This window comes from Aeromonas sp. SrichE-2G, assembly GCF_017939565.1.
GTDB lineage: Bacteria > Pseudomonadota > Gammaproteobacteria > Enterobacterales > Aeromonadaceae > Aeromonas > Aeromonas taiwanensis.
The window spans coordinates 153,290-175,839 of sequence record NZ_JAGKRG010000003.1; the positions used below are offsets into that span (position 1 = coordinate 153,290).

Sequence of the window (22,550 nt, forward strand, 5' to 3'; positions counted from 1 at the left end):
CCTAACCCTGTTCGCGGCAGAGGGCGAGCCAGGCCTCAGCGGTGCGGGAGAGGTAGCGATCCCTTGGCCAGATCACCCCGAGCCGCCAGCTCAGCTCCGGCACCAGGGGGCGCAGCACCAGGCCATCCGGCGTCAGTCGCCGGCAGATGGGCTCGGGCAGGAAGGCAACCCCCATGCCGCTGCGCACCATGGCGGTGAGAAAGTCCCACTGGCTGCTGCGCGCCGCCACCTGGGGCACGAAGCCCGCCTCCGCACACCCCTGCTCCAGCCGCTCGCTCAGGGTGAAGGCCTGGGTGTAGAGCAGAAAAGGTTCCTCTTTCAAGTCCTCCAGTCGGATCTCCCGGCTCTCCCGCCAGAGCGGCTGATCCGGCAGCACCACCCGGATGGGGTACTGGTCCAGCACCAGGGTGCAGATGGCACCCTCCTCCCGGGTCGGCAGCATGGTGATGGCGAGATCCAGCTCTCCCTCCAGCACCGCCTGCTCGATGCGCCGGCCACCGTACTCGACCAGGGAGAGCTCCACCTTCGGATAGCGGCTGCGATAGGCGCGGATCAGGTCCGCATAGACGTGGCCCACCATGGGGGGAATGCCGAGGGCCAGCCGGCCGAAGCGCAGGCTCTGCAGATCCGCCAGCTCCGCCTCCAGCTGCTGCATCTCCGCCAATATGGTCTGGGCCCGATTGAACAGCACCTGGCCGCTGTCGGTCAGGGTGAAGCGGCGCCCCGCGCGGTTCAGCAGGGGCTGGCCCAGCTCCTCCTCCATGTTGCGGATCATCTTGCTGATGGTGGGCTGGGTGACGAACAACTTCTCGGAGGCACGGGTGAAGCTCTGCTCCCGCACCAGCTCGACGAAGTAACGCAGGGCTCGGATATCCATGGCGATCTCCTGGCTGGCAAAGAGCCTTAATCATGCCTCTTTGGCATGAATTTGATAATTTAAATTCATTTTTTGCAGGTTTTGGCCATCTTTATACTGTGAGCAGGTTCACAGAAAGATGCCCGCCATGAAAACCCTCTGCCTTCGCTGGTTGCAAACCCCCTTCCAAATCGCCCTGCTGGCGGCCATCTGGCTGCTGGCCGACACAGCGGTACGCACCTTCCACTTGCCGCTGCCCGCCAACCTGACCGGCATGTTGCTGCTGCTCGTCTGCATCCTGCTCGGCGTGGTGAAAGCCCGGTGGTTCAGCGCCGGCGCCCGCTGGCTGCTGGCGGAGATGCTGCTCTTCTTCGTGCCCGCCGTGGTGGCCGTGGTCAACTATCAGGATCTGCTGTTGCAGGAGGGGTGGCGCATCATGGTGGTGCTGGTCGTCAGCACTGTGCTGGTGTTCGGCACCACGGCGCTGGTGGTGGACAGGGTCTATCGCCTCGAGCTGAAGCTGGCCCGCCGGAGTCGCCGCCATGTCTGACTCCCTGCTCGGCCTGCTCTGCTTCGCCCTCACCCTGCTCTTCTACTACGCCAGCAAGTGGCTCTATGGCAAGAAGCGCATCCTGCCCCTGATGCCCCTGCTGCTGGCCCCCACCCTGCTGGTGGCGGTGGTGATGCTGTTCCACATCCCCTATCAGGACTACATGGCGGAATCCCGCTGGCTGCTCTGGCTGCTGGGGCCCGCTACCGTCGCCTTCGCGGTGCCCGTCTACGAGAACCGTCAGCTGATGCGCCGCCACTGGCTCTCCCTGTCGGTGGGGGTGGTGGCGTCCGTGGTGATGGCGGTGGGCAGCACTGTGCTGCTGGCCCGCTGGCTGAACCTCTCCGAGCTGCTGCAGCGCAGCATGGCCATGCGCTCCATCACCACCCCCTTTGCGGTGGAGGCGACCCGCTCCGTGGGGGGCAACGCCGACCTCACCGCCCTGTTCGTGGTGCTGACCGGCGTCATCGGCATGGCGGTGGGGGAGAGCGTGCTGACCGTGCTCGCCATCCGCAGCCGCCTCGGCAAGGGGGCGGGGTTCGGCGCCTCGGCCCACGGGGCCGGGACAGCACGGGCCTATCAGATGGGCAACGAGGAGGGGGTGGTCTCCAGCATGGTGATGATGATCGCCGGCATGGCCACCGTGCTGCTCGCCCCCCTGCTGGGTCGGCTGTTCTGGTAACGCCCTCCCGCCAATCATCCAACAAAAAAGAGGCGCCCCAGGGCGCCTCTTCTCATTGCGTGGTGTCATGCAGCCTCAGAGGCTGGCGCAGATCTGCCACAGATCGTACTGGATGGCGGCCGCCGTCACCTCGCGACCCGCCCCCGGCCCCTGGATAACCAGAGGGTTGGTGCGATAGCTGTCGCTCTCGATGGCGAACACGTTGTCGCAGGGCAAGAGGTTCGCAAACGGGTGGTGGGGCTCCAGCGCCTCCAGCCCGACCCGCGCCTTGCCGTCGTGCTCGAAGCGGGCGACGTAGCGCAGTACCTTGCCGACCCGGCGCGCCCCCTCGAACGCGGTCAGGATGGGATCGTCCAGATCCTTGAGCCGGTCCATGAACTGATCCGTGCTCACCTTGCGCAGGGCCGGGGGCACCAGGTTCTCCAGCTCGATATCGGCGGAGTCGAGCTCGAAGCCCGCCTCCCGCGCCAGAATGAGCAGCTTGCGGCGCACGTCCTGGCCGGAGAGATCCTCCCGGGGATCCGGCTCCGTCAGGCCGTGCTGCCACGCCTCGTCCACCAGCTCGGAGAAGGGACGGGTGCCGTCATACTGCTGGAACAGCCAGGAGAGGGTGCCGGAGAAGATGCCGGAGACTCCCTGGATGCGGTCACCGCTCTGGCGCAGCATCTGGATGCTGGACTGGATGGGCAGCCCGGCCCCCACGGTGGCGTTGTAGCGCCACTGCACCTGATGGTCGCGGCAGGTCTGCTTGATGCGCTGGTAGAACTCGCTGTCGGCGGCACCGGCAAACTTGTTGGCGGCGATGATGTGGACGCCGAGCTGGGCGAAGTCCGGGTAATAACGGCTCACCGTCTCGCTCGCGGTCAGGTCCAGGGCGATGAGGGCGTCAAAGCCGTGCTGCTCCAGCTGGGAGAGCAGCTCGGGCCAGATGAGCGGCCTGGGATTGAAGCTGTCGCGCACCTTGAGCGGGTCCAGCCCCTCCTCGTCCAGCAACCCCCCTTCCGAGCTGAACACCCCGTAGAGGGTGAGTGCCAGATTGAGCTCGTGCTCGAGGCGCGCCTTCTCCCGGGCGTAGAGCCCCAGCCAGTGGCCGCCGATGTTGCCCTTGCCGAACACCACCAGGCCGACCCGGGTCGGGCGGCTGAACAGGGCGCTGTGCAGGGCGATGAGCAACGGCTCCAGCACCACCTGGCGCAGCACGGCCACCAGGCTCAGGCCGTCTTTGGCCACCTGGACGAACTCCAGGGGCTGATCCGCCAGCAACTGGTAGAAGCGGTGGCACTGCTCGGCGTTGTCGGTGACGCCGGCGCCCACCAGGGCGACCAGGCTGAACCCCTCCTTCTGGATGAGGCCGGTGAAGTTGCCCTGCAGCTGGAAGTCCCGCAGTACCTCGAAGGCCCCTTGTGCCACCTCCAGGGTGTAGGCAAGGCGCAGCACCCGGCGATCCGGCTGGCGCTGCAGGGTGAGCGGGTGGAGGCGATGACGGGCCAGGTGGGCCTCGATGGCTGCCACCGTCTGCTCAAAGTGGGTCTGCGGCAGCACCTTCAACTCGATGAGGGCTATCTGATCCACCGAGGAGACGATGCGGGCACCGCCGGAGCGCGGGGCGCGGCGCAGAATGTGGGTGCACCCCTCGTCCGGGTTGTAGCTGCAACGCAGGGTCAGGCGCTGGCGGCTGTCCGCCACCGGCTGCAGGGTGCGCGAATGGAGCACGGAGGATCCGAGACGGGCCAGTTCGTTGGCCTCGGCGAGGCTCAGACGCTCCAGCAGGCGCGCCTCCTTCACCCGACGCGGGTCGGCACTGTAGACCCCGGCCACGTCGCTCCAGATGGTGGTGGACTCGCCGTCCGCCAGGGCTGCCAGCAGGCTGGCGCTGTAGTCGGAACCGTTGCGCCCCAGCAGCAGGGAACGCCCTTCCATGTCGGCGGCGATGAAGCCGGTCACCACGATGCGGCCGGGATGCTCCGCCAGGCGGGCCTTGAGCAGTTCGCTGGAAAGGGCGGTATCCACCTTGACCAGGGCGCCATCCTCGGCGCGCAGGAAGCTGCGGGCATCGAGCCAGGCGGCAGGTTCGCCACGACTGGTGAGCAGGGCGGCCAGGAGGCGCGCCGACCACACTTCGCCAAAGGCGAGCAGGCCGTTGCGCTCGAAGCGGTCAAACTGTCCCTCCAGGGTCTTGGCGATGAGCTGCATGTCGTCCGCCAGTTGCTGGCTCAGGGAGAGCAACAGCTCCCCTTCCAGCAGGCCGTCGATCAGGCTCTGCTGGTAGGCGTGCAGGGCCGTGATGGCTTCCCCGGCGGCTTCGTCCCCCGCCTCGGCCAGCTCCACCAGCTGGATCAGCCGGTTGGTGGTCTTGCCAGCGGCGGAGACCACCACCAGTTCATGACCACCCGCCTGCTGCTCTATGATGGCGGCGACCCGGCGATAGCAGACCGGATCCGCCAGACTGCTGCCGCCGAACTTGTGCACATGGCGCCGCTTGAAGACTGCCTCTGTCACCACCACACACTCTCCTTGCTGTTGCTGTTCCATTACTTCACCTGTTCTGCCTGTTGTGCCAACTGCGCCTGTTCAAAACCTCTAGCCAGATCGGCCACCAGATCTTCACCGTGTTCGATGCCGACCGAGAGGCGCAGCAACTGGGCGCTGATGCCCGCCGCCTGCTGGGCCGCCGGTGTCATGGCCCTGTGGGTCATGCTGGCCGGGTGGGCCACCAGGCTCTCCACCCCGCCGAGGGACTCGGCCACCGAGAAGAAGGTAAGGCCCGCGAGGAAGGCGCGAATGCCCGACTCGTTGCAATCGAGCTCAAAACTTAGCATGGCGCCGAAGCCGGACTGTTGACGGCGCGCAATGTCGTGGCCCGGATGGCTCGGCAGGCTGGGGTGATAGATGCGCTTGACCAGCGGCTGGGTCTGCAGGAAGGCGAGGATGCGATCCGTGTTCTCCTGGTGGGCGCGCAGCCGTGGGGCCAGGGTGCGCAGGCCCCGCAGGGTGAGGTAGGAATCGAACGCACCTGAGGTCAGCCCCAGGCAGTTGGCCCACCACACCAGGGACTCGGCCAGCGCGGCCTCCTTGGCGATCGCGACCCCGCCCACCACGTCGGAGTGGCCGTTGATGTACTTGGTGGTGGAGTGGACCACCACGTCCGCCCCGAGCGCCAGCGGCTGCTGCAACAGGGGGGAGAGGAAGGTGTTGTCCACCACCACCCGGGCGCCCGCCGCGTGAGATGCCTCGGCGATGGCCGCGATGTCCACCACCCGCAGCAGCGGGTTGGAGGGGGTCTCTACCCACACCAGCGCCGGTTTTTGCGAGAGTGCCTCGGCCAGCGCCGCCTCGTCCCCCTGATCGACGAACTGCACCTGGTAGTGGCCCTTGGCCGCCAGGTACTCGAACAGGCGCCAGGTGCCGCCGTAGCAGTCGTGGGGAGCGATCAGCAGATCTCCCGCCTTGAGCAGGGCCGTGGTCACCAGGTGGACGGCCCCCATGCCGGTGCCTGTCACGACGGCACCGGCGCCCCCTTCCAGGGCTGCCAGAGCGTCCGCCAGGTTGGTGCGGGTCGGGTTGCCGGAGCGGGCATAGTCGTATTGACGGGGCTCGCCAAAGTCGGCGAAGGTGTAGTTGCTGGAGAGGTAGATGGGCGGCACCACGGCACCGTGCTGTGTGTCTGTCTCAATCCCGGTGCGTACCGCCAGGGTGGCCTTGTGGGTCATGTCACTCTCCTTGATGTCTCTTCGAACGCCGGTTCGCTGTTGCTGCCACGCGTCATCCCGCCATTGCAGGCTCATGGTGCACCACACTACGCCAGCTTAAAAAAGCCGTCAACACTTCCAGACGTCTAAATGGCTTTGCTGTTGGATTGCCATTGAAATCCTTAAGGGTTAAAATCCGCGCTCACGGCCAAACGAGAACAGGTGGAACATGGGTACAGAGTGGAACGGCGACTACGTCAGCCCCTATGCGGAGCACGGCAAGAAGAGCGAGCAGGTCAAGAAGATTACCGTCTCGATCCCGCTCAAGGTGCTCAAGGTGTTGACCGATGAGCGCACCCGTCGCCAGGTGAACAACCTGCGTCATGCGACCAACAGCGAGCTGCTCTGTGAGGCCTTCCTGCACGCATTTACCGGTCAGCCGCTGCCTTGCGACGACGATCTGCGCAAGGATCATCCGGACAGCGTGCCCGCCGAGGCGCGTGCCATCATGGAAGCGCTGGGCAAGGAAATCGAAGACTTCGACGCCGAGTGATCCGGCTGCCCATGGCAAACGACGCTTTCCCTTCGATGACGCGGCCCGGTGCCGCGTCATCGCTATCCGCCTCCCCCTTCAGCCTGCGCCGCTACCAGCACGACACACACAGTCACAGCCATGACCATGCCCAGCTGGTGATCCCCCTGGATGGCCCCCTCGAAATCGAGGTGCAGGGCCAGGGGCGCCGCCTCGCCCCGGGGTCGGTCTGCGTCATCCCGCCTGGCCTTCGCCACGACTACGCCGCCGATCCGGCGTTCTCGTTTCTGGTGCAGGAGAGCGACTGGCTGCCCCACTCCCTCGGTGAACGTCCCTTCCTCGAGCTGGACGACACTCAACGGCATTATCTCGCCTTTCTGCACCGCATGGTGGCAGAGGGGCGCCATCTGGCCGGCATGGATCAGGTATGGCTCGGGCTGCTGGCCGAGGGGCGCGGCATGCCCGCCATCGCCCCTCGTATCGCCAGGGTACAGCGCCATATCGAGGCCCACCTCGCCCAGCACCTCACCAACGAGCGACTCGCCGCCATCGCCTGCCTCGGCCAGAGCCAATTCAAGCATGCCTTTCGCCAGCAGGTGGGCATGAGCGTCTCCCGCTACATCCTGGCGCGGCGCCTGACGCTGGCCCGCACCCTGCTGGCCCGGACCGCCCTGCCCATCGGCGAGGTGGCCAGTCGCTGCGGCTACCAGAATCAAGGGGCCTTCGCCGAGCGCTTCCTGGCCGAGACCGGCCTCACCCCCACTCTCTGGCGCCGACAAAACGGCTCCCTGCCGTAACCGAACGGCCCCTCACCGAAGACAGCGCCCTCCTTTCACGGCATGCTGGAGCCCATGCAAGCCATGGCAGAGGAGGAGCCAAGATGCAGACCATAAGCTGGCAGGATTTCGAGATGGTGGAGCTCAGGGTCGGCACTCTGGTGCGGGTCGAGCCCTTCCCCGAGGCGCGCAAGCCCGCCTACAAGGTGTGGGCGGATTTTGGCCCCGAGCTCGGGGTGCGCAAGAGCAGCGCCCAGATCACCGACCTCTATCGACCGGAGGATCTGGTGGGCCGCCAGATCGTCGCCGTGGTCAACTTCCCCCCCAAGCAGATAGGGCCCATCCAGTCGGAGTTCCTGCTGACCGGCTTCTACCGCCCGGATGGCGCCGTGGTGATCGCCATCCCTGAGCAGGCGGTGGAGAACGGTGCCAGGCTGGGTTGACGCAGCAGGCCCCATGAAAAGAGAGAGGCGACCCCGGGGTCGCCTCTCTCTTTTTGCTGTTTGCGAAACGCGGTCACTTCATCAGGCTGAAGAGCAAGGCCGAGACAGCCAGGGCACCGGTCACCAGAATGAAGCCGTTCACCCAGCCGTGACGGAAGCGGGCCAGCGCCTCCACCTTGTAGATGGCCACCACCGGCATGATGAAGAGGATCATGGCGATGACAGGGCCTGAGAGGGTCTCCATCAGTCCCAGGATACCCGGGTTCATGACGGCCGCCCCCCAGATGGCGAAGAACATCAGGGCGATGCCGAGCTTGTCCGCCTTCGCCAGCGACAGGCCGGTGGGCTTGGCGAGCAGGCTTTTGAGGCTTTCGCGGGCACCCAGGAAGTGGCCGAGGAAGGAGGAGCTGATGGCGATGAAGGCGATGAGCGGCCCCAGGGTCACGATCACCGGGTTGTCGGTGATGTTGGCGAGATAGGAGAGCACGGAAACGTTCTGGGCCTTGGCCTCGGCCAGCTGGGCCGGGGAGAGGCTCAGCACGCAGGAGAAGACGAAGAAGAGCACGAAGCCCACCAGCATGACGGTGGTGTTGCGCAGGATCAGGCCGCTCTTGGCCTCCGCCTGCTCGCCGTATTCCCGACGCTGCACGTTGGCAAAGCCCGAGATGGCGGCGGCGTGGCTGAAGGCGAACACGGTGACCGGCAACGCCAGCCAGACGGTGTTGAGGAAGCTGACGCTTTCAAAGGCGGTCACTTCCGGCCACTGCCACTGGGGAATGAGGTAGCAGGAGAGCGCCAGCAGGATCGCCGCCAGCGGGTAAACCATGACGGCGAAGGCGCGCAGCATCGCCTTCTCCCCGGCCAGCATCACAGCGATCATGGCGAACACCAGCACACCGGAGAGCATCACCCGATCCGGCATGGCGGTGCCCAGCTGATTGACCATGAAGCTCTCCACCGTGTTGGTCAGCCCGACGCCATAGATGAGCAGGATCGGGAAGATGGAGAGGAAGTAGAGGGCCGAGATGAGGCGACCGGCCATCTTGCCGAAGTGTTCCTCGGCCACCTCGGTGAAGTCGGCGTGGGGACGGGAAGAGGAGAGCACGAAACGCGCCAGCCCGCGGTGGGCCAGGAAGGTCATGGGACCGGCCAGTACGGCGACCACCATGAGGGGCCAGATCCCCCCCAGCCCCAGGTTGATGGGCAGGAACAGGATGCCGGCACCGACAGCGGTGCCAAACAGGCTGATGACCCAATGGGTGTCGTGACGGCGCCAGCTGCTGGCAGTCGGGGTGGATTGGGAGGCGGACAGCTCCCGGGAGGCCTCTGCAGATAAACTCATCGGTAAACCACTTTTACATAGTATTAAAATCTAAAAACATTGTGCTACTTTAGAATTTAATTCTCAAAAATGGACAGTGGCAGATCTCACTGGCTGAACCGAGGTTTACCAGTGAGATTGGGCGAGTATTGGCAGGTGCGCTATTTATTTAATCCCAAAAAAATAAATAACACAAAATATAAAACCAAATTAGCATTCAGGTTTGATTTTTTATTTTGGTGAAATGAACCTTTTCAGAATTACATGAAAAGATGCACCAGTTAATCCTGCATGATTGAGACGATCCACTACCACAAGCTGATTAACCAGCGAATGAAACTGAATACTCCGTAAATAGACAGCAGAACGCACCAAGCAATCAGGCGACCCTGAAGCCGCCTGATGGTTGCATATGGTACTCACGCCAGGGCTCAGTGGGCCAGGATCCTGCCCCAGGCGAGCTCAGGATCCCCCATCACGATGAAGTCCGGGTTCTCCAGCGACTCCGTCTCGTTGTAGCGCAGCGGCTGCAGCGCCAGGCTGAGGATGCGGCCACCCGCCGCCTCGACGATGCACTGGGCGGCGGCGGTGTCCCACTCGCCGGTGGGGCCGAGCCGCACGTAGCAGTCGGCGACCCCCTCCGCCACCAGGCAGGACTTGAGGGAGCTGGAACCCAGCGGGATCAACTCGTAATGGATGGCAGGGTTGAGGCGACGGGTCAGGTTCTCCAGTTTCTGGCGACGGCTGATGGCCACCACCAGGGAGTCGGGCTGATCGTGCTCATGGTGAATGGCGCTGATGGGATGCACCTCGCCATTCGCCTCCTTGAAGGCGCCGTGACCGCGCACCGCCCAGTAGAGCAGGTCCGACTCGGGGGCATAGATGACCCCGAGCACCGGCACATTGTCCCGCACCAGGGCGATCAGGGTGGCGAAGTCACCGCTGCCGGCGATGAACTCGCCGGTGCCGTCAAGCGGGTCCACCAGCCAGTACTGGCGCCAGTTGGCACGCTGGCTGAAGGGGATGTCGGCCGCCTCTTCCGTCAGTACGGGCACATGGGGAGTGAGCGCCGACAGCGCCCGCTTGAGGTAGGCGTCGGCAGCAAGATCGGCACTGGTGACCGGGGTCGCATCCTCCTTCAACTGGCGCTCGAACTGACCGCCGCGATAGATCTCGTGAAGGATCCGCCCCGCTTCGCGGGCGATCTCCTTGACCTCCGGTATCCAGGCCAACAACTCCTGCATAGTCCTGCCCTCTGTCTCTGATTACCAAACAGCCCCGAACGGGCTAATCCTCCTGCTCCGCCAGCCACTTCTGGGCCAGCAGCAGGGCGCTGATGCTGCGCGACTCGGTGAAGTCGGGGCGCGCCAGCAAGTCATCGATGCGGTTGAGGGGCCAGGGGATCACCTCGAGGGGTTCGGGCTCGTCGCCGACCCGCTGCTCGGGGTAGAGATCCCGCGCCAGCAAGATGTCCATCCGGCTGGAGAAGTACCCCGGTGCCAGAGACACCTGCTTGAGCAGGGTCAGGCTGGCGGCCCCGAAGCCCGCCTCCTCCATCAGCTCCCGGTTGCCTGCCTCGAGGGCGCTCTCGCCCGGGTCGATCAGCCCCTTGGGAAAGCCCAGCTCGTAGGAGTGGGTACCCGCCGCGTACTCGCGCACCAACAGCAGGGTATGGGCATCGAACAGGGGCACCACCATGACGGCGCCCCGGTTGCCGCCACGCATCCGCTCGTAGACCCGCTCCTCGCCGTTGGAGAATTTCAGGTGCAGGGACTCCACCTTGAACAAGCGACTCTCGGCCACTATCTCGGCCTTGAGGATCTCTGGCTTGCTCTTGTCGTGGGCCATGGTCTCGGCACTGAGGTGCACGGGGTTGCGCTTGCGGGGATCGCTCATCGGGGCTGACTGCTCGTTAAAAAATCGTGTTTCAAGAGTAAACGACTACCAGGGCGAACACCACGGGGCAAGGGCGGTAAAGATGCCCGAAAAATCCGTTATAATGCGCCCCGTTTTCCCCACTCCCCATAGACATCGAGAGACCCCATGCCGACTCCCCTGCCCTGGCACCAGATAGATACCGTTTTGCTCGACATGGATGGCACCCTGATCGATCTCCATTTTGACAACCACCTGTGGCAGACCCTGGTGCCGGCGCGCTACGCCGAGCGACTCGGCCTGCCGCTCGCCGAGGCGAAGGCGCAGATAGATGCCCATTATCACGCCGTCAGCGGCACCCTCCACTGGTACTGCGTGGATTACTGGAGCCAGACTCTGGGGCTCGACATCCGCGCCCTCAAGCAGGAGATCCTCGAGAAGATCCAGTGGCGCCCCCACGTCCTCCCCTTCCTGGCCGCCCTGCGGGCGGCGGGCAAGCAGCTGGTGCTCTTCACCAATGCCCACCCCGCCAGCCTCTCGGTCAAGGATGCACACCTCGGCCTCGCCGAGCACCTCGATCTCATGGTTAGCACCCACGAGCTGGGCTGGTCGAAGGAGAGCCAGCACTGCTGGCAGGCGCTGGCCGGGCGGCTGGCGTTCGACCCGGCCCGCACCCTGTTCGTGGATGACAGCGAGCGGATCCTGCGCGCCGCCGCCGATTACGGCATCGGCTACCAGCTCGCCATCCAGAACCCGGACAGCCGGCAGCCCGAGCAGCGCATCACCGCATTCCCGGCGATCCGCGATTACGCCGAACTCCTGCCCCTCGGCGCCTGACACCCTCAAGGCCCTCCTCGCGAGGGCCTTGTCACATCAGGTCAGCAGCCAGTAGCCGGCGACCCCCATCATCAGCAGGGAAGAGACTCGCCCCAGCAGATCCCCGCGCCCCTGCCCCTGTAACAGCCGATTCGCCCGCTGCCCGCCGTAGGCGTAGAGCAGCAGGTTGACGTACTCGATCAGGATGACTAGGGCGACAAACAGCAGGGTCTGCAGCTCAGTCGAGAGAGTCGGGCTGATGAAGGGCGGCAGCAGGGTCATCATGAAGAGCCAGGATTTGGGATTGGAGATGGCGACGGTAAAGCCGCGCAGCACCAGTCCAAGGCGTCCGCTGTCCTCCTGGCGGGTCGCCCCCGGCTGCCCGCCGCCGCGCCAGCTTGCCACCCCCATCCACAACAGATAGAGGGCGCCGAGGTATTTGAACCCCTGCATCAGGGCCGGCTGCTCGGCCAGTACCCGGGTGTAGCCGAGCAAGGCGGTGAGGGCGATCAGCCCCACCCCGGCCAGCTCGCCGCCGATGACCCACAAGGTGCGACGTACTCCCAGGCTGGCGCCAAAGCTCATGGCCAGCATCATGCAAAGGCCGGGGGAGACCGAGATGAGAAAGAAGGTCGGGATAAACATCAGCAGCAGGGTCCACTCGCTCATGATGACCTCCTCACGCCGCATCACGGGGAGCCAGTACCCCCATGCCGGCCAGGTAGTCAAGGGCACTCGGGGTGAAGCCGATCTCCGCGAGGTGCGCCGCCGTGAAGGGGGCGCGGTGCAGGGGCAAGCCGCGGCTCACCCGTTCCATCCAGTCCGGATTGCCGATGGCCGCCGTGCCCACCGCCACCAGATCGGCGCCGCCCGCCAGGGCCAGCTCGGCCGAATCTGCGTCGTGGATCTTGCCCGCCACCATGAGCGGCACCCGCCCAGCCAACCCGACCCGCACCGCCTCCAGCAGGGCGCCGCCGTCGGGATCCCCCGCCACCGCCTTGAAGCTGTCCCCCATGGAGAAGTGCAGGTAGTCGATCCCCTCGTCCGCCAGCAGGTGCGCCACCGCCAGCTGGTGGGGCAGCTCTATGCCCTGGATATGGGCATAGCTCTCGGGGGAGAGGCGCACCCCGACCAGAAAGTCCCGGGGCAGGCGGGCGCGGATGCCACGCACTATCTCCACCAGGATCCGCGCCCGGTTGGCGATGCTGCCACCCCAGCGGTCGGTGCGCTGGTTGTGCAGGGGGTTGAGGAAATTGCAGAGCAGGAAGTTGTGGGCCCCGTGCAGCTCGACCCCGTGCAGGCCGGCGCCATGGGCCCGCTCGGCGGCGCCCACGAAGGCGTCGATGAGCGTCAGAATCTCCTCCTCGCTCAGCCCCTTGACCCCGAGGGGGTAGCGCCCGCCCGGCGCCAGCTCGCACGGGCCCACCGGCGCCCCGTCGTTTAGTTCGGGCAGGGCCCGCATCCCGCCGTGGTGCAGCTGCACCACCGCCAGCGCCCCGGCCTGCCGCGCACTGTCGGCCAGGGCCGTGAAGGCCTGCTGCTGGGTGTCGGTCATCAGGGCCGGCTGCCCCGCCCAGCAGCGTCCGCCGGGCTGCACCTGGGTTGCGGCGGCGATGAGCAGGCCGAAGCCGCCCCGGGCGCAGCGCGCCAGCCAGTCGAGCTCGGCCTGAGCGGGATCGCCGCCTGCGCCGCTCATGTTGTGGGTCAAAGGGGCCAGCACGGCCCGGTTCTTGAGCCGCAATCCGGCCCGCTCGAAGTGGAAGCTGTCGCCAAGTGCCTTGTTCATCGCCCTCTCCCGGGATCGCAATGGAATGCCGCCACTATAAACCCGGGCACTGAGGATATAATCAGGCACACAAGCAAGGTATTCATTCCCAACAAGATACAATAGGCCACCCATCATGCGTCACCACAAGTTCGACACCCTCTACCTGATGCGCCTACTGGTCGCCATCGTCCGCTGCGGATCCTTCGCCGCGGCCGCGGCCCAGCTTGGCATCACCCCGAGCAAGGCGTCAAAAGATCTGCGCCACCTGGAGCAGAGCCTCGGCAACACGCTCCTGAGCCGCACCACCCGCCGGGTACAGCTGACCGACGCGGGGGAGCTCGCCTACCGTCAGGCCGACCAGATGATCGCCCTGCACGAGCAGCTGCTGGACGGCCTGCAGCGCCGCCGCTCGGCCCTGTGCGGGGAGCTGCGCATCACGGCGCCGGATCTGTGGGGCGAGGTGGTGCTGACCCCGGTGCTACTGCGCTTTCGCGCCGACCACCCCGAGGTGCGGATCATCGCCGATTTCAGCAATACCCCGGCCGACCTGCTGCGCGACAACCTGCACGTGGCGTTTCGCAGCACCGAGCTTGGCACCCAGCCCTATCTGGCGCGCCCCATCGCGGTGGACGATCTGGTGCTCTGCGCCAGCGCCGGCTACCTGGACCGCCACCCGCCCTTGAGCGAGCCGCAGGATCTGCAGCAGCACCCCCTCATCACCCGCTGCCAGGAGTACAGCCGCCACGAGCGCTGGACCCTGCTTGCCCAGGGGCGCGAGATCCCGCTGGAAGTGGCGGGCGAGCTGGCCTTCAGCAGCAAGAAAGCAATCCACCAGGCGATGCGCCAGGGGCTGGGAATCGCCCGCTTGCCGCGCTACCTGGTGGCGGCCGAGCTGGCCGAGGGGGTGGTGCGCGAGGTGCTGCCCAACTACCGTCCCAAGGGGGCCGGCTTCTATGCCCTCTACACCCAGCGCCGGGCCGAGTCGGCCCTGGTCGGCCACTTCCTCGACTACGTCATCGAGGCGCTCACCCCCTCATGAGCGGATCACCAGGTGGTACTGCTTCTTGCCCCGGCGCAGCAGCAGGTAGCAGCCGAACAGCCAGTCGCCATCGGTCACTGGCTCATCCTGGCGGATCGCGCCGTTGAGGCTGATTGCCCCCGCCGCCAGCAGCTCGCGAGCGATGCGCCTGGAGTTCGCCAGGCTGCACTGCACCAGCAGAGTCACGAGATCCGTTTCCCCCTCGATACAGCTGCTCGGCAGGCCATCCTGGGCCAGCTGGGCCAGATCGCTCTCGCCAAGGCGAGTCACGTCACCGCTGAACAACTGCTCGCTGATGCGCCGCGCCGCCGCCAGCGCCCCCTTGCCGTGCACCAGCTCGGTCAGCTCGTCCGCCAGCACCTGCTGAGCCAGCTTGCGCCCCTGCCGCTTGGCGTCCTCCGCCTCCAGCGCCTCAATCTCGGCCAGCGGCATAAAGCTGTAGTAGCGCAGGAAGCGGTAGACATCCTCGTCCGCGGTGCCGAGCCAGAACTGGTAGAAGGCGTAGGGCGAGGTGAGCGCCGGATCGAGCCAGATTGCGCCCCCTTCCGTCTTGCCGAACTTGGTGCCGTCCGCCTTGGTGATGAGCGGCAGCGTCATGCCATAGACCTGGGCATGATGCAGCCGCCGGGTGAGATCCATGCCGCTGGTGATGTTGCCCCACTGGTCGTTGCCACCGATCTGCAGGGTGCAGCCGAGACGCTGGTTGAGCACCGCAAAGTCCTGGGATTGCAGCAGGGCGTAGGAGAACTCGGTGAACGAGATGCCCTGATCCGGGCGGGCGAGGCGCTGGCGCACCGATTCGCGGGCCAGCATGGCGTTGACCGAGAAGTGCTTGCCGATGTCCCGCAGAAAATCGAGGGCCGACATCTGCCCCATCCAGTCGGCGTTGTTGACCAGCAGCGGCGCCGCCAGCCCGTCGCTGGCTGGCAGCAGCGCACTTATCTGGGCCGACAGACTGGCCACCCAGCCCTGCACCGTCTCGGCACTGTTGAGGCTGCGCTCGGTCGCCTTGAAGCTGGGATCGCCGATAAGTCCGGTGGCACCGCCCACCAGCGCCACCGGGGTGTGACCCGCCAGCTGGAAGCGGCGCAGCATCAGCAGCGGCACCAGATGGCCGATGTGCAGGCTGCCGGCGGTGGGATCGAAGCCGCAGTAGACGGTGCGAGGGGTAGCAAGATGGTCGGCCAGCGCCGCCGGGTCGGAATTCTGGGCCACCAGGCCGCGCTCAGTCAGATCGAAGAGCAGATGGGGGTTGATCATGGGTTCTCCAACAGCAGGGGAAAAGCCCACATCCTCGCCGCTCCGGCCCGCACCGGATATGTCCCCCAGGGGACAGTTTTGCCATTCCCGTGCTAGCATCCTGTCATAGTGGGTAGCCAGCCCAGCCACCCGGAACTTATCGCCATGACCCAACGCCCATGATCCAGCCCCTTGCCACGGATGCCCTGACCCGCTGCATGACCGAGGTAATCGATGCCCTGCACGGCAGCGCCTTTGCGGCGGCCCTGGTACGCCTCATCCAGCAGCAGGTGGCGTTCGACTGCGCCCTGCTGCTCGGGGTGGGGCAGCGCCCCGTCTACCTCTACGACAACCTGCATCACCAACGGGCCCTGCTGTTCGACCGCTACCTCACCCGCCACTTCAGTCAGGATCCCTTCATGCAGGCGCTGGATCAGGGGATGGGTGCCGGGGTCTGGACCCTGGCGCAGGTGTCGCGGGGGCGACTCGACCCCGAGTATCGCCACCACTTCTATCAGGCCACCGGCTGGCAGGAGGAGGTGGGGCTGATCCTGCCGGTACGCGGCGGCCTCACCCTGATGCTGTTTCTGGGTCGGCTCGACAAGCGCAGCAGCCTCAGCCGTGACGAGCTGGCCCGGCTGGAGGCACTGTTTCCGCTGGTGCATTCGCTGTGCCGCCAGCACTGGCGGGAGGGAGCCGCGCTGCTGGCCCAGAGCCCGGCGCTGCCGGGGGGAGCCGATCTCAAGGCGACCGTGGAGCAGGCCATCGCCAGCGTGGGGGGCGCAAGCCTCACCCGACGCGAACGCCAGGTGGCGGGATTGCTGCTGCAAGGGCTGGATACCGAGGCCATTGCCGAAGCGCTTGGCATCGGCAGCGGCACGGTGAAGAATCATCGCAAGCACCTCTACGCCAAGCTGCACCTGCGCTCCAGGGCCGAGCTGTTCAACTTCTTTCTCAATCATCTCATCACGGCGCCGGTCGGCACGCCCCCATAACGACACCACCCCGCCGGGGCGGGGTGGTGTCGATGATTGCCAGCTCAGACAGCAAGGCCGTCAGATGCGGCCCTGGTAGCGCAGCGGGAAGCGCCCCTGGCCGTCGGGCTGGCCGAGGAAGGGCAGCCCCTGCTTCATCTGATCCGGCAGTTCGGGCCCGGGTTTCAGGGTCCCCTGGAACAGATACTGGCGATTGGCCTGCAGCTCCAGCTTGCCCAGCACCTGCACCGCCTCCGAGCCCTGCTTGATCTCGGCCACCAGCCGGGAGTCGAGGCAGGTCAGCTTGATTTCAGGATCCCCCAGCGCCAGCTTGCCCGCCGGGGTATCCGCCTCGGCGTCATACCAGTGAAGATCGCCATAGAGGTTGTCACACCAGGGATTGCCCTGGGCAAACTGGTCGATCTTGAGCTGCAGCTGGCCCGCTGCCATCAGGGGGAAGGGAGGTCTCATCGGCACCCGCTCCAGCACCCAGGGGGCAGGCGCATTCAGGGTGATGTCGCGACCGAAGGCCGCGCCGTTCCAGCCGACCACCCCCTGGCCGTTGAGGCCGCCGCGCTCGCCAAAGCGCAGAGACACCTCGGGCGCCAGGCGCAGCAGGGACCAGCCGTTGAGCTCCCAGCGCAGCTGGGTCAGCGACTCGCTGGCGTATTGCAGGCGGGCCACCTGGCCGCTCCAGAGGGTACCGCTCACACCCTCCATCCTCACCAGGTTGGGGGGCAGCGGCAGGTGGCGCACCACCAGGCTGGCCGGCAGCTGGGCCAGCAGGAAAACCAGATAGGCCGCCAGAAACAGCACGGCAATCAGCACTCTTTGCTTCATAGAAAACGACTCGACTGCAAACGCCCGATCAGGTGCGAGGCGAAGGCCGGATGACCGGCGGCCAAGGCCCTGATCGGGGCGGGTTGTTTCATTGGGGGCGACTCAGCTGCAAACGTCTGACCTTGACCAGGCCGGGCGCCAGCCCCTCGCGGGCCACCTCGATGATCTGCACCTGCACCCCGTACTGATCGGAGAGGGTCGCAAGCCAGATCAAGAGGTCATCGAACGGCACAGTGTCTATCCAGACCTGCAGCTCCTGGCCCTGGGGCTGCAGCCGGGCAATCTTGATCTTCTGGTTGAAGGCGGTGCGGTTCACCACCCCGTCCAGGGTGCCGCTGGTATCGATCTGGCGACCCTGACCACCCTGCATCGCCAGCACCTCCTGCCCCTTCTCCTTGAGCCAGGCCAGGGTCTGCTGCTGATTGACCACCTGGCGCTCGCGCTCGGCGATGCGATTGCTGATGGGTTGCCAGATGGCCCAGTAACAGATCCCGATCAGCAGGACGCTGCCCCCGACCGCGACCAGACGCTGCTCGCGAGCACTGATGCTCCGCCACCAGCCTTGCAGTTTGTCCATCATGACGACCTCCCCTTGAGCACCAGCGCCCCTTCGACCTTGCCTTCGGTGCTTCGCACCTCACCCTGCTGCACCTCGAAGCGCTTGCCCGCCAGCTCGCGGAAACGCTCTATCTCGGTGAACCCGGGGGCGGTCACCTGCAACCTGAGCTCGCCCCGGGCCGCGTCGAACCGCATCACCTCGGGCTTGAGGCCGGGCACTTCGGCAAACACGGGGGCCAGCTCGGTCAGCAACAGCAGGACGCCGTCCTGCGGGGCCTGCCCCAGGTTCTTGAGGTGCTGGGTCATCTGGCTGCGCACGTTGACGATGCGCGTCTCCCCCGGGAAGATCCGGGTGTAGACCTGCCGGATCTCCGCCTTGAGGGCCTTGTCCTGTTCTGCCAGCTGGTGCAGATGCACGCCGCGCTGGACCAGGGTCACCAGCAGCAGAATGCCCGCCAGCACGGCCACCTTGCGCCACTGCAACCAGTAGCGGGCGTATTCCGTCTGGGGACGATAGGGTCCCTGCAGCAGGTTGGCCTGGCTGGTGAGCGCGCCCTTGGCGAGAAGCAGCATGGGGAGCTCGGGATCCGCCCCCCGCCAGTTGCCCGCCGCCATGGCGGGGATGGGAGTATGGCTGTTGAGGATGACGGGCTCGGGCTGGGCCGCCAGCAGCATGGCCAGCAGGGACTCCTCCGCCACTATGCCCTGATGGGGCCCCTGGCGGACCAGCCACTCCTCCCCCAGTTGCAGGGCGGACCAGCCCTCGGCAGCCAGCGGCAGCGCCAGCACGTCCGGGAGCAGTTGCAGGGTCTTGAGCCCCGCCTGCTGCAACCAGCCGAGCCAGGTCTGCATCTTCTCCTTGTCCACCGCCATCAGATCCACGTCACGCCCCTGATGAGCGAGCACCACCAGGTGCAGCTCGTCCACGTCGGAGGCGATCTGCTCCTCCAGCAGATAGGGCAGCGCGGCCGCACTCTGGCGGCTGTATTTGCCCGGCAGGCTCACCCGCCGGAAGATCAGATCGCTGCCCGGCACCAGGGTCACCACGGGGCGACCGCCTGCACGTGCCTGCAGCTCGCAGAGGGCATCGGCCGAGGCCAGGATGCCGGAGGCGATGATCTCCTGCTCCTGCGCCGACCACACCAGCCAGTGCACCGGCTGCTGGGCATGGGTCCCCAGACGGATGACCAGACTCTCGCTCACAAATAATTCTCCTGCCATGCCCGCCAGCATATCGTCGATGGGCGGGGTCGCAGCCCTCGGCTGCAATCCGGATGAGGAGCGGGGCGGGCTGAACCCGGCCCCCGCCTTCTCCCTGTCATTCGGCACCGCCATTGAGGCGGCGCAACATCACCAGCTTGTTGTCCTTGCCACGCTGGAAGAAGGTCTCCAGTCTGGCCCGGGTATCCCCTACCTCCGCCAGCAGATGGGCCTCGAAGAAGCTGCTCTTGATATCCAGCGCGCCGTCGAGCCCGCTGACGGCTCCCGGCTGGACCGGCATCTGCTCCGTCATCTCCTGTTTGTTCTTCCACCCCTTGCTGGGTCGACTGGTCAGCACCTGCCTGGCGTCGTCCAGCCCTATCTTGCCCAGGTAGAGGCCGACCAGCAGGGCCGCCTGCTCCGGCTTGATGGTGTTGATGTTCACCACCAGCTTGTCGTTGGGCAGGGCGCACACATAGGGGGCGAGCCGGGCGTAGAGCTCGCCGCTCATCCCGCGCACCGCCCTGAGCTCGTCCGTGCCCAGCAGCCACTGGTTGCCCACCAGGTAGGGGGGTGTGAGCCCCTCGTAGTAGGCATCCTCCGCGCCGTTGCTGGAGACCAGCTGGGTATCCTTGTCGGTCCAGTCACGGATGGCGTCGGTGAGCTGCACCGCCTCGTAGTCGTCCACCTCGAGCTCGGCGAGCAGAGCCCGGAACACCTTGAACTGGTAGGGCTGGGCCTCGAGATCGTCGCCGCTCTCCCCCTCCTTGAGCGCCACGCTCAGGCTGTTGAGGTTGAAACAGGACTGCAGATCCCGCACCCGGCCGGACAGGGTGCCATCCTCCACCGGGAAGACGCCATCCTCCCGCGCCCAGTTCTGCCCCAGACTCACCCGGTCGGGATCATCCTTGAAGTCCTGATTCAGCACCTTGATCACCAGGGCCTCCGCTGACATGGCGTACCACCAGGCCTGTTTGCCCAGGGTGAGGTTGGCGGTGCGCCGCAATTCCAGTTGCAACCTGCCGCTCATGTTGCTGGCGATGATCACCATGACCGACAGGATGAGCAGCACCACCAGCAGGGCCATGCCGCCCTGACGGCCCGATCCGGTGAGAGGCCGGCTCCGGCTGCGCTTAATTGCCATTTGCCGCCCTCTGGCCACCGGCTCCAATCAGGAACTGGCGACGTATGGTCCCGTAATCCTCCAGATCCAGCTCCACCGCCAGCCCGCTCGGCAACAGGTCGCGCTGGGTCCACTCTTCCTTCCACTGCTTGTCGTAGAAGTAGAGCCGCAGGGCCGTCACTCCGGTCAGCACCGGCTGAATGCGCGGCTCGGTGCCGATCGCGGGATCCGGGTAGAGATAGCTCAACCGCTCCAGAGTCTGCCCCTTGAGCCGCCACCCCACCCGCTGCAAGCCGGAGCGCGGCAGCATGCCGTCCGGGTTGAGCCAGCCGCCACGCATGAAGGCCATGCCCCAGTCGTCGCTCTGCTGGCCAAAGCGGGACGCCGCCAGCAGCACCTTGTTGTTTTCGCCGTCGATGCGGCCGCTGCGCGGCACCATCTGGGTGACATCCCGCTCCAGCAGGCTGAAGGCGAGCTGCAGTTCGGAGAGGCGTGCCTCCTTCTTCTTGGCCACCTCGTCGCTGTTGAGCACCCCCTGAAGCACCTGATAGGCCCCCAGGCTGAGCGTGGCGAAGATGGCGATGGCCACCAGCATCTCCAGCAGGGTAAACCCCGCCTGACGCTGGCTGCGGTGCCTGGGCAAAAGCGGATTCAGCGTCCTCGGCTGATGCCGGCTCCGGATCATGGAGACTCGTGGATGCAGGTTCATCGGCTGAGATAGGTCCGGATCATGGCCACCGGGCTCTCGGCCTTGGGGGCGGTGCGCACCTCCATGTCCAGCGCCCTGAAGTTGCTGTCGGCGGTGGCGACACCGCGATAGCGCCAGTACCAGGTCTGCCCGGCCATCTCTTCATCCCCTTCCACCCAGCTGTCTCCCGGCCACTTGGCCTCGAGCTTCTGCTGCACCAGCTGGTTTTCCACCACCCAGGTCGCCAGCGTCTTCTGCTCCAGATAGTTGAGGCCGGAGAGGTGCTCGCTGGCGGTCTTCATCACCGCCAGGCCCGCGATGGTGAACACCGCCAGGGCCACCATGACCTCCAGCAGCGTCATGCCCCGCGCCTTGGCAGACCCGCCGGCCAAGCGGGCGACACTCCCCCGCCCGGCCCCTGATCCCCTGGTGCCCGTCACTCTTCTTCCTCTTCGTCTTCTTGCAGGGATAGGCGACCGAATTCATCCCCCCTGACGGTACGCAGGTACTGCTGATCCTCGTCCTGCTGACGCAGGGTCAACACGAAGGGGGACTGCTCGCCCCCCGGGAAGATGAGGATCTGGGGCGTGCGCTCCTCCTCGTCCCGGGTCTGCTCACGCCGCTCGTCCGACTCCATATTCCAGCCAAAGCCCTCCAGCTCCACGGCCAGAGTCATGGCCTCCGGCAAGGTCACCGGCCCCAGCAACTTGTCGCCGGTCAGGGCCTGCCATTTTCTGTCCTTGGCCGAGCGGGACATAAACTGCCAGCCGTTGTCCTCGATCCTGAGCCCCAGCAGCCGGCCATCCATCACCGAATACTCCTGGGCCTGTTGCAGGGTCGCCATGAAGCGGCGCGCCTGCTTGTCGAGTTCCCTGTCTCCCCTGGCCCCCCCCATGCTGAGGGTGACGGCGGTGGCCACCAGCCCCATCAGCATGGCGACCAGCAACACCTCCAGCAGGGTAAAACCCGACTGGCGACAACGGCTCACAGCTCGGGCCCCATCGGCACGGCGGCGATCAACAGCGCCGCCCTCATGCAGGCAGCATCCTCGGGGCGAGACGGCCAGAGATCACTTATTGAAAGTCCTTCAGGTTCCAGTTGCCGATGTCGTCATCGGTCCCGGCTTCCCCGTCCATCCCCGAGCTGAAGATGTCGATCTTGCCAAACTGGCCCGGACTCAGCAGCTGGTAGGGGTTGCCCCAGGGATCCTGCGGCAGACGCTTGATGTAGCCCCCTTCACGGTAGCTGCGCGGCTCCGGGGATGCGGTCGGCTTGTTGACCAGGGCGTCCAGACCCTGCTCCGTGGTCGGATAGCGGTTGTTGTCCAGCTTGTACATGTCCAGGGCATTTTCCAGCGCCACTATGTCGGAGACGGCCTTCTGCTGATCCGCTTTCTCCTTGTTGCCCATCAGGTTGGGCACCACCAGACTGGCCAGGATCCCGAGGATCACGATGACCACCATGACTTCCAGCAGGGTGAAACCGGCTTGACGACGCTTCTGCATTACTATGACTCCCTAACGAAATGAGATGGCGCAGGCCATCAGAAAGTGATCTGTGGGTCGACGGGCCGCCGGGCGG

25 protein-coding genes are annotated in these 22,550 nt (G+C 65.8%); 8 read left to right on the top strand and 17 right to left on the bottom strand.

Annotated elements, in window-relative coordinates:
* Window position 1 precedes the first annotated feature (1 nt).
* Window positions 2-877: a LysR family transcriptional regulator gene (locus J9885_RS01740; RefSeq protein WP_210547900.1), complete on the bottom strand. Its 876-nt coding sequence runs from the start codon at window positions 875-877 to the stop codon at window positions 2-4.
* Window positions 878-1,004: 127 nt separating this feature from the next.
* Here J9885_RS01740 and J9885_RS01745 point away from each other — a divergent pair, with 127 nt between their 5' ends.
* Together J9885_RS01745 and J9885_RS01750 are read left to right on the top strand one after the other, a co-directional pair.
* The gene (locus tag J9885_RS01745) at window positions 1,005-1,406 is read left to right on the top strand and encodes a CidA/LrgA family protein (RefSeq protein ID WP_210547901.1); all 402 of its coding nucleotides are present in this window, start codon (window positions 1,005-1,007) and stop codon (window positions 1,404-1,406) included.
* Window positions 1,399-2,088: an LrgB family protein gene (locus tag J9885_RS01750; RefSeq protein WP_043763091.1), complete on the top strand. Its 690-nt coding sequence runs from the start codon at window positions 1,399-1,401 to the stop codon at window positions 2,086-2,088. The genes J9885_RS01745 and J9885_RS01750 overlap by 8 nt, the downstream gene beginning before the upstream one ends.
* Window positions 2,089-2,163: 75 nt before the next feature.
* On the opposite strand, the gene J9885_RS01755 is transcribed toward J9885_RS01750, so the two are convergent.
* Both J9885_RS01755 and metB read right to left on the bottom strand, forming a co-directional pair.
* Window positions 2,164-4,620, bottom strand: a complete 2,457-nt coding sequence (locus J9885_RS01755) for a bifunctional aspartate kinase/homoserine dehydrogenase II (RefSeq protein WP_210547902.1) — start codon at window positions 4,618-4,620, stop codon at window positions 2,164-2,166.
* Window positions 4,620-5,798, bottom strand: a complete 1,179-nt coding sequence (gene metB / locus J9885_RS01760; RefSeq protein ID WP_210547903.1) for a cystathionine gamma-synthase — start codon at window positions 5,796-5,798, stop codon at window positions 4,620-4,622. Before metB ends, J9885_RS01755 begins: the two co-directional genes overlap by 1 nt.
* Before the next feature lie 208 nt (window positions 5,799-6,006).
* Here metB and metJ point away from each other — a divergent pair, with 208 nt between their 5' ends.
* From metJ to J9885_RS01775, 3 genes are all read left to right on the top strand, one after another.
* The gene (metJ, locus tag J9885_RS01765) at window positions 6,007-6,330 is read left to right on the top strand and encodes a met regulon transcriptional regulator MetJ (RefSeq protein ID WP_005327165.1); all 324 of its coding nucleotides are present in this window, start codon (window positions 6,007-6,009) and stop codon (window positions 6,328-6,330) included.
* A gap of 35 nt (window positions 6,331-6,365) precedes the next feature.
* Window positions 6,366-7,106: an AraC family transcriptional regulator gene (locus J9885_RS01770; protein WP_210547904.1), complete on the top strand. Its 741-nt coding sequence runs from the start codon at window positions 6,366-6,368 to the stop codon at window positions 7,104-7,106.
* An 83-nt stretch (window positions 7,107-7,189) separates the two neighbouring features.
* Entirely contained in the window at window positions 7,190-7,528 is a 339-nt protein-coding gene (locus tag J9885_RS01775; RefSeq protein ID WP_134694569.1) for a tRNA-binding protein, read from the top strand.
* 73 nt (window positions 7,529-7,601) lie between these two features.
* Here the strand turns inward: J9885_RS01775 and J9885_RS01780 are convergent, their stop codons facing one another.
* The 3 genes from J9885_RS01780 to nudE all read right to left on the bottom strand — a co-directional run bounded on the left by J9885_RS01780 (window position 7,602) and on the right by nudE (window position 10,745).
* Window positions 7,602-8,870 (bottom strand): aromatic amino acid transport family protein, encoded by a 1,269-nt coding sequence (locus J9885_RS01780; RefSeq protein ID WP_043763078.1) that lies wholly within the window; start codon window positions 8,868-8,870, stop codon window positions 7,602-7,604.
* Between the two features lie 410 nt (window positions 8,871-9,280).
* On the bottom strand, window positions 9,281-10,093 hold the full coding sequence (cysQ, locus tag J9885_RS01785; protein WP_206219379.1) for a 3'(2'),5'-bisphosphate nucleotidase CysQ: 813 nt from the start codon (window positions 10,091-10,093) through the stop codon (window positions 9,281-9,283).
* Window positions 10,094-10,136: 43 nt separating this feature from the next.
* On the bottom strand, window positions 10,137-10,745 hold the full coding sequence (nudE, locus tag J9885_RS01790) for an ADP compounds hydrolase NudE (protein WP_043763069.1): 609 nt from the start codon (window positions 10,743-10,745) through the stop codon (window positions 10,137-10,139).
* A 147-nt stretch (window positions 10,746-10,892) separates the two neighbouring features.
* Between nudE and yrfG the strand changes: the two genes are divergently transcribed.
* Window positions 10,893-11,561 carry a GMP/IMP nucleotidase gene (yrfG, locus tag J9885_RS01795; RefSeq protein WP_210547905.1) on the top strand — a complete coding sequence of 223 codons (669 nt, stop codon included), beginning with the start codon at window positions 10,893-10,895 and terminating at the stop codon, window positions 11,559-11,561.
* Window positions 11,562-11,597: 36 nt separating this feature from the next.
* On the opposite strand, the gene J9885_RS01800 is transcribed toward yrfG, so the two are convergent.
* A complete protein-coding gene (locus J9885_RS01800; protein WP_210547906.1) occupies window positions 11,598-12,209 on the bottom strand; it encodes a LysE family translocator in 612 nt (203 codons plus the stop codon).
* A 10-nt stretch (window positions 12,210-12,219) separates the two neighbouring features.
* On the bottom strand, window positions 12,220-13,326 hold the full coding sequence (locus tag J9885_RS01805) for an NADH:flavin oxidoreductase (protein ID WP_210547907.1): 1,107 nt from the start codon (window positions 13,324-13,326) through the stop codon (window positions 12,220-12,222).
* Window positions 13,327-13,441: 115 nt separating this feature from the next.
* Here J9885_RS01805 and J9885_RS01810 point away from each other — a divergent pair, with 115 nt between their 5' ends.
* Window positions 13,442-14,347, top strand: a complete 906-nt coding sequence (locus J9885_RS01810; RefSeq protein ID WP_210547908.1) for a LysR family transcriptional regulator — start codon at window positions 13,442-13,444, stop codon at window positions 14,345-14,347.
* Here J9885_RS01810 and tyrS read toward each other — a convergent pair.
* Complete coding sequence (gene tyrS / locus J9885_RS01815) at window positions 14,342-15,607, bottom strand: tyrosine--tRNA ligase (protein ID WP_210547909.1); 1,266 nt, start codon at window positions 15,605-15,607, stop codon at window positions 14,342-14,344. The genes J9885_RS01810 and tyrS overlap by 6 nt on opposite strands.
* A gap of 158 nt (window positions 15,608-15,765) precedes the next feature.
* Between tyrS and J9885_RS01820 the strand changes: the two genes are divergently transcribed.
* Window positions 15,766-16,581, top strand: coding sequence for a helix-turn-helix transcriptional regulator (locus J9885_RS01820; RefSeq protein ID WP_210547910.1), 816 nt, complete (start codon window positions 15,766-15,768; stop codon window positions 16,579-16,581).
* A gap of 60 nt (window positions 16,582-16,641) precedes the next feature.
* Here the strand turns inward: J9885_RS01820 and exeN are convergent, their stop codons facing one another.
* The 8 genes from exeN to exeG form a co-directional block, all read right to left on the bottom strand.
* On the bottom strand, window positions 16,642-17,400 hold the full coding sequence (gene exeN / locus J9885_RS01825) for a GspN family type II secretion system protein ExeN (RefSeq protein WP_210547911.1): 759 nt from the start codon (window positions 17,398-17,400) through the stop codon (window positions 16,642-16,644).
* 88 nt (window positions 17,401-17,488) lie between these two features.
* Entirely contained in the window at window positions 17,489-17,980 is a 492-nt protein-coding gene (gene exeM, locus J9885_RS01830; protein ID WP_043763051.1) for a GspM family type II secretion system protein ExeM, read from the bottom strand.
* Window positions 17,977-19,161 carry a GspL family type II secretion system protein ExeL gene (gene exeL / locus J9885_RS01835; RefSeq protein WP_210547912.1) on the bottom strand — a complete coding sequence of 395 codons (1,185 nt, stop codon included), beginning with the start codon at window positions 19,159-19,161 and terminating at the stop codon, window positions 17,977-17,979. Before exeL ends, exeM begins: the two co-directional genes overlap by 4 nt.
* A 115-nt stretch (window positions 19,162-19,276) precedes the next feature.
* Entirely contained in the window at window positions 19,277-20,302 is a 1,026-nt protein-coding gene (gene exeK / locus J9885_RS01840; RefSeq protein ID WP_210547913.1) for a GspK family T2SS minor pseudopilin variant ExeK, read from the bottom strand.
* Window positions 20,292-20,966: a GspJ family T2SS minor pseudopilin variant ExeJ gene (gene exeJ, locus J9885_RS01845; protein ID WP_210547914.1), complete on the bottom strand. Its 675-nt coding sequence runs from the start codon at window positions 20,964-20,966 to the stop codon at window positions 20,292-20,294. Before exeJ ends, exeK begins: the two co-directional genes overlap by 11 nt.
* A 20-nt stretch (window positions 20,967-20,986) precedes the next feature.
* On the bottom strand, window positions 20,987-21,361 hold the full coding sequence (exeI, locus tag J9885_RS01850) for a GspI family T2SS minor pseudopilin variant ExeI (RefSeq protein WP_349237371.1): 375 nt from the start codon (window positions 21,359-21,361) through the stop codon (window positions 20,987-20,989).
* A gap of 44 nt (window positions 21,362-21,405) precedes the next feature.
* Entirely contained in the window at window positions 21,406-21,957 is a 552-nt protein-coding gene (exeH, locus tag J9885_RS01855; RefSeq protein ID WP_043763045.1) for a GspH family T2SS minor pseudopilin variant ExeH, read from the bottom strand.
* Between the two features lie 85 nt (window positions 21,958-22,042).
* The gene (gene exeG / locus J9885_RS01860; RefSeq protein WP_043763043.1) at window positions 22,043-22,474 is read right to left on the bottom strand and encodes a GspG family T2SS major pseudopilin variant ExeG; all 432 of its coding nucleotides are present in this window, start codon (window positions 22,472-22,474) and stop codon (window positions 22,043-22,045) included.
* Between the last annotated feature and the right edge of the window lie 76 nt (window positions 22,475-22,550).

Coding starts and splice junctions, on each gene's coding strand:
- J9885_RS01740 (WP_210547900.1), bottom strand. CDS start 877: ATGGATATCCGAGCCCTGCGTTACTTCGTCGAGCTGGTGCGGGAGCAG.
- J9885_RS01745 (WP_210547901.1), top strand. CDS start 1,005: ATGAAAACCCTCTGCCTTCGCTGGTTGCAAACCCCCTTCCAAATCGCC.
- J9885_RS01750 (WP_043763091.1), top strand. CDS start 1,399: ATGTCTGACTCCCTGCTCGGCCTGCTCTGCTTCGCCCTCACCCTGCTC.
- J9885_RS01755 (WP_210547902.1), bottom strand. CDS start 4,620: ATGGAACAGCAACAGCAAGGAGAGTGTGTGGTGGTGACAGAGGCAGTC.
- metB (WP_210547903.1), bottom strand. CDS start 5,798: ATGACCCACAAGGCCACCCTGGCGGTACGCACCGGGATTGAGACAGAC.
- metJ (WP_005327165.1), top strand. CDS start 6,007: ATGGGTACAGAGTGGAACGGCGACTACGTCAGCCCCTATGCGGAGCAC.
- J9885_RS01770 (WP_210547904.1), top strand. CDS start 6,366: ATGACGCGGCCCGGTGCCGCGTCATCGCTATCCGCCTCCCCCTTCAGC.
- J9885_RS01775 (WP_134694569.1), top strand. CDS start 7,190: ATGCAGACCATAAGCTGGCAGGATTTCGAGATGGTGGAGCTCAGGGTC.
- J9885_RS01780 (WP_043763078.1), bottom strand. CDS start 8,870: ATGAGTTTATCTGCAGAGGCCTCCCGGGAGCTGTCCGCCTCCCAATCC.
- cysQ (WP_206219379.1), bottom strand. CDS start 10,093: ATGCAGGAGTTGTTGGCCTGGATACCGGAGGTCAAGGAGATCGCCCGC.
- nudE (WP_043763069.1), bottom strand. CDS start 10,745: ATGAGCGATCCCCGCAAGCGCAACCCCGTGCACCTCAGTGCCGAGACC.
- yrfG (WP_210547905.1), top strand. CDS start 10,893: ATGCCGACTCCCCTGCCCTGGCACCAGATAGATACCGTTTTGCTCGAC.
- J9885_RS01800 (WP_210547906.1), bottom strand. CDS start 12,209: ATGAGCGAGTGGACCCTGCTGCTGATGTTTATCCCGACCTTCTTTCTC.
- J9885_RS01805 (WP_210547907.1), bottom strand. CDS start 13,326: ATGAACAAGGCACTTGGCGACAGCTTCCACTTCGAGCGGGCCGGATTG.
- J9885_RS01810 (WP_210547908.1), top strand. CDS start 13,442: ATGCGTCACCACAAGTTCGACACCCTCTACCTGATGCGCCTACTGGTC.
- tyrS (WP_210547909.1), bottom strand. CDS start 15,607: ATGATCAACCCCCATCTGCTCTTCGATCTGACTGAGCGCGGCCTGGTG.
- J9885_RS01820 (WP_210547910.1), top strand. CDS start 15,766: ATGATCCAGCCCCTTGCCACGGATGCCCTGACCCGCTGCATGACCGAG.
- exeN (WP_210547911.1), bottom strand. CDS start 17,400: ATGAAGCAAAGAGTGCTGATTGCCGTGCTGTTTCTGGCGGCCTATCTG.
- exeM (WP_043763051.1), bottom strand. CDS start 17,980: ATGATGGACAAACTGCAAGGCTGGTGGCGGAGCATCAGTGCTCGCGAG.
- exeK (WP_210547913.1), bottom strand. CDS start 20,302: ATGGCAATTAAGCGCAGCCGGAGCCGGCCTCTCACCGGATCGGGCCGT.
- exeJ (WP_210547914.1), bottom strand. CDS start 20,966: ATGATCCGGAGCCGGCATCAGCCGAGGACGCTGAATCCGCTTTTGCCC.
- exeG (WP_043763043.1), bottom strand. CDS start 22,474: ATGCAGAAGCGTCGTCAAGCCGGTTTCACCCTGCTGGAAGTCATGGTG.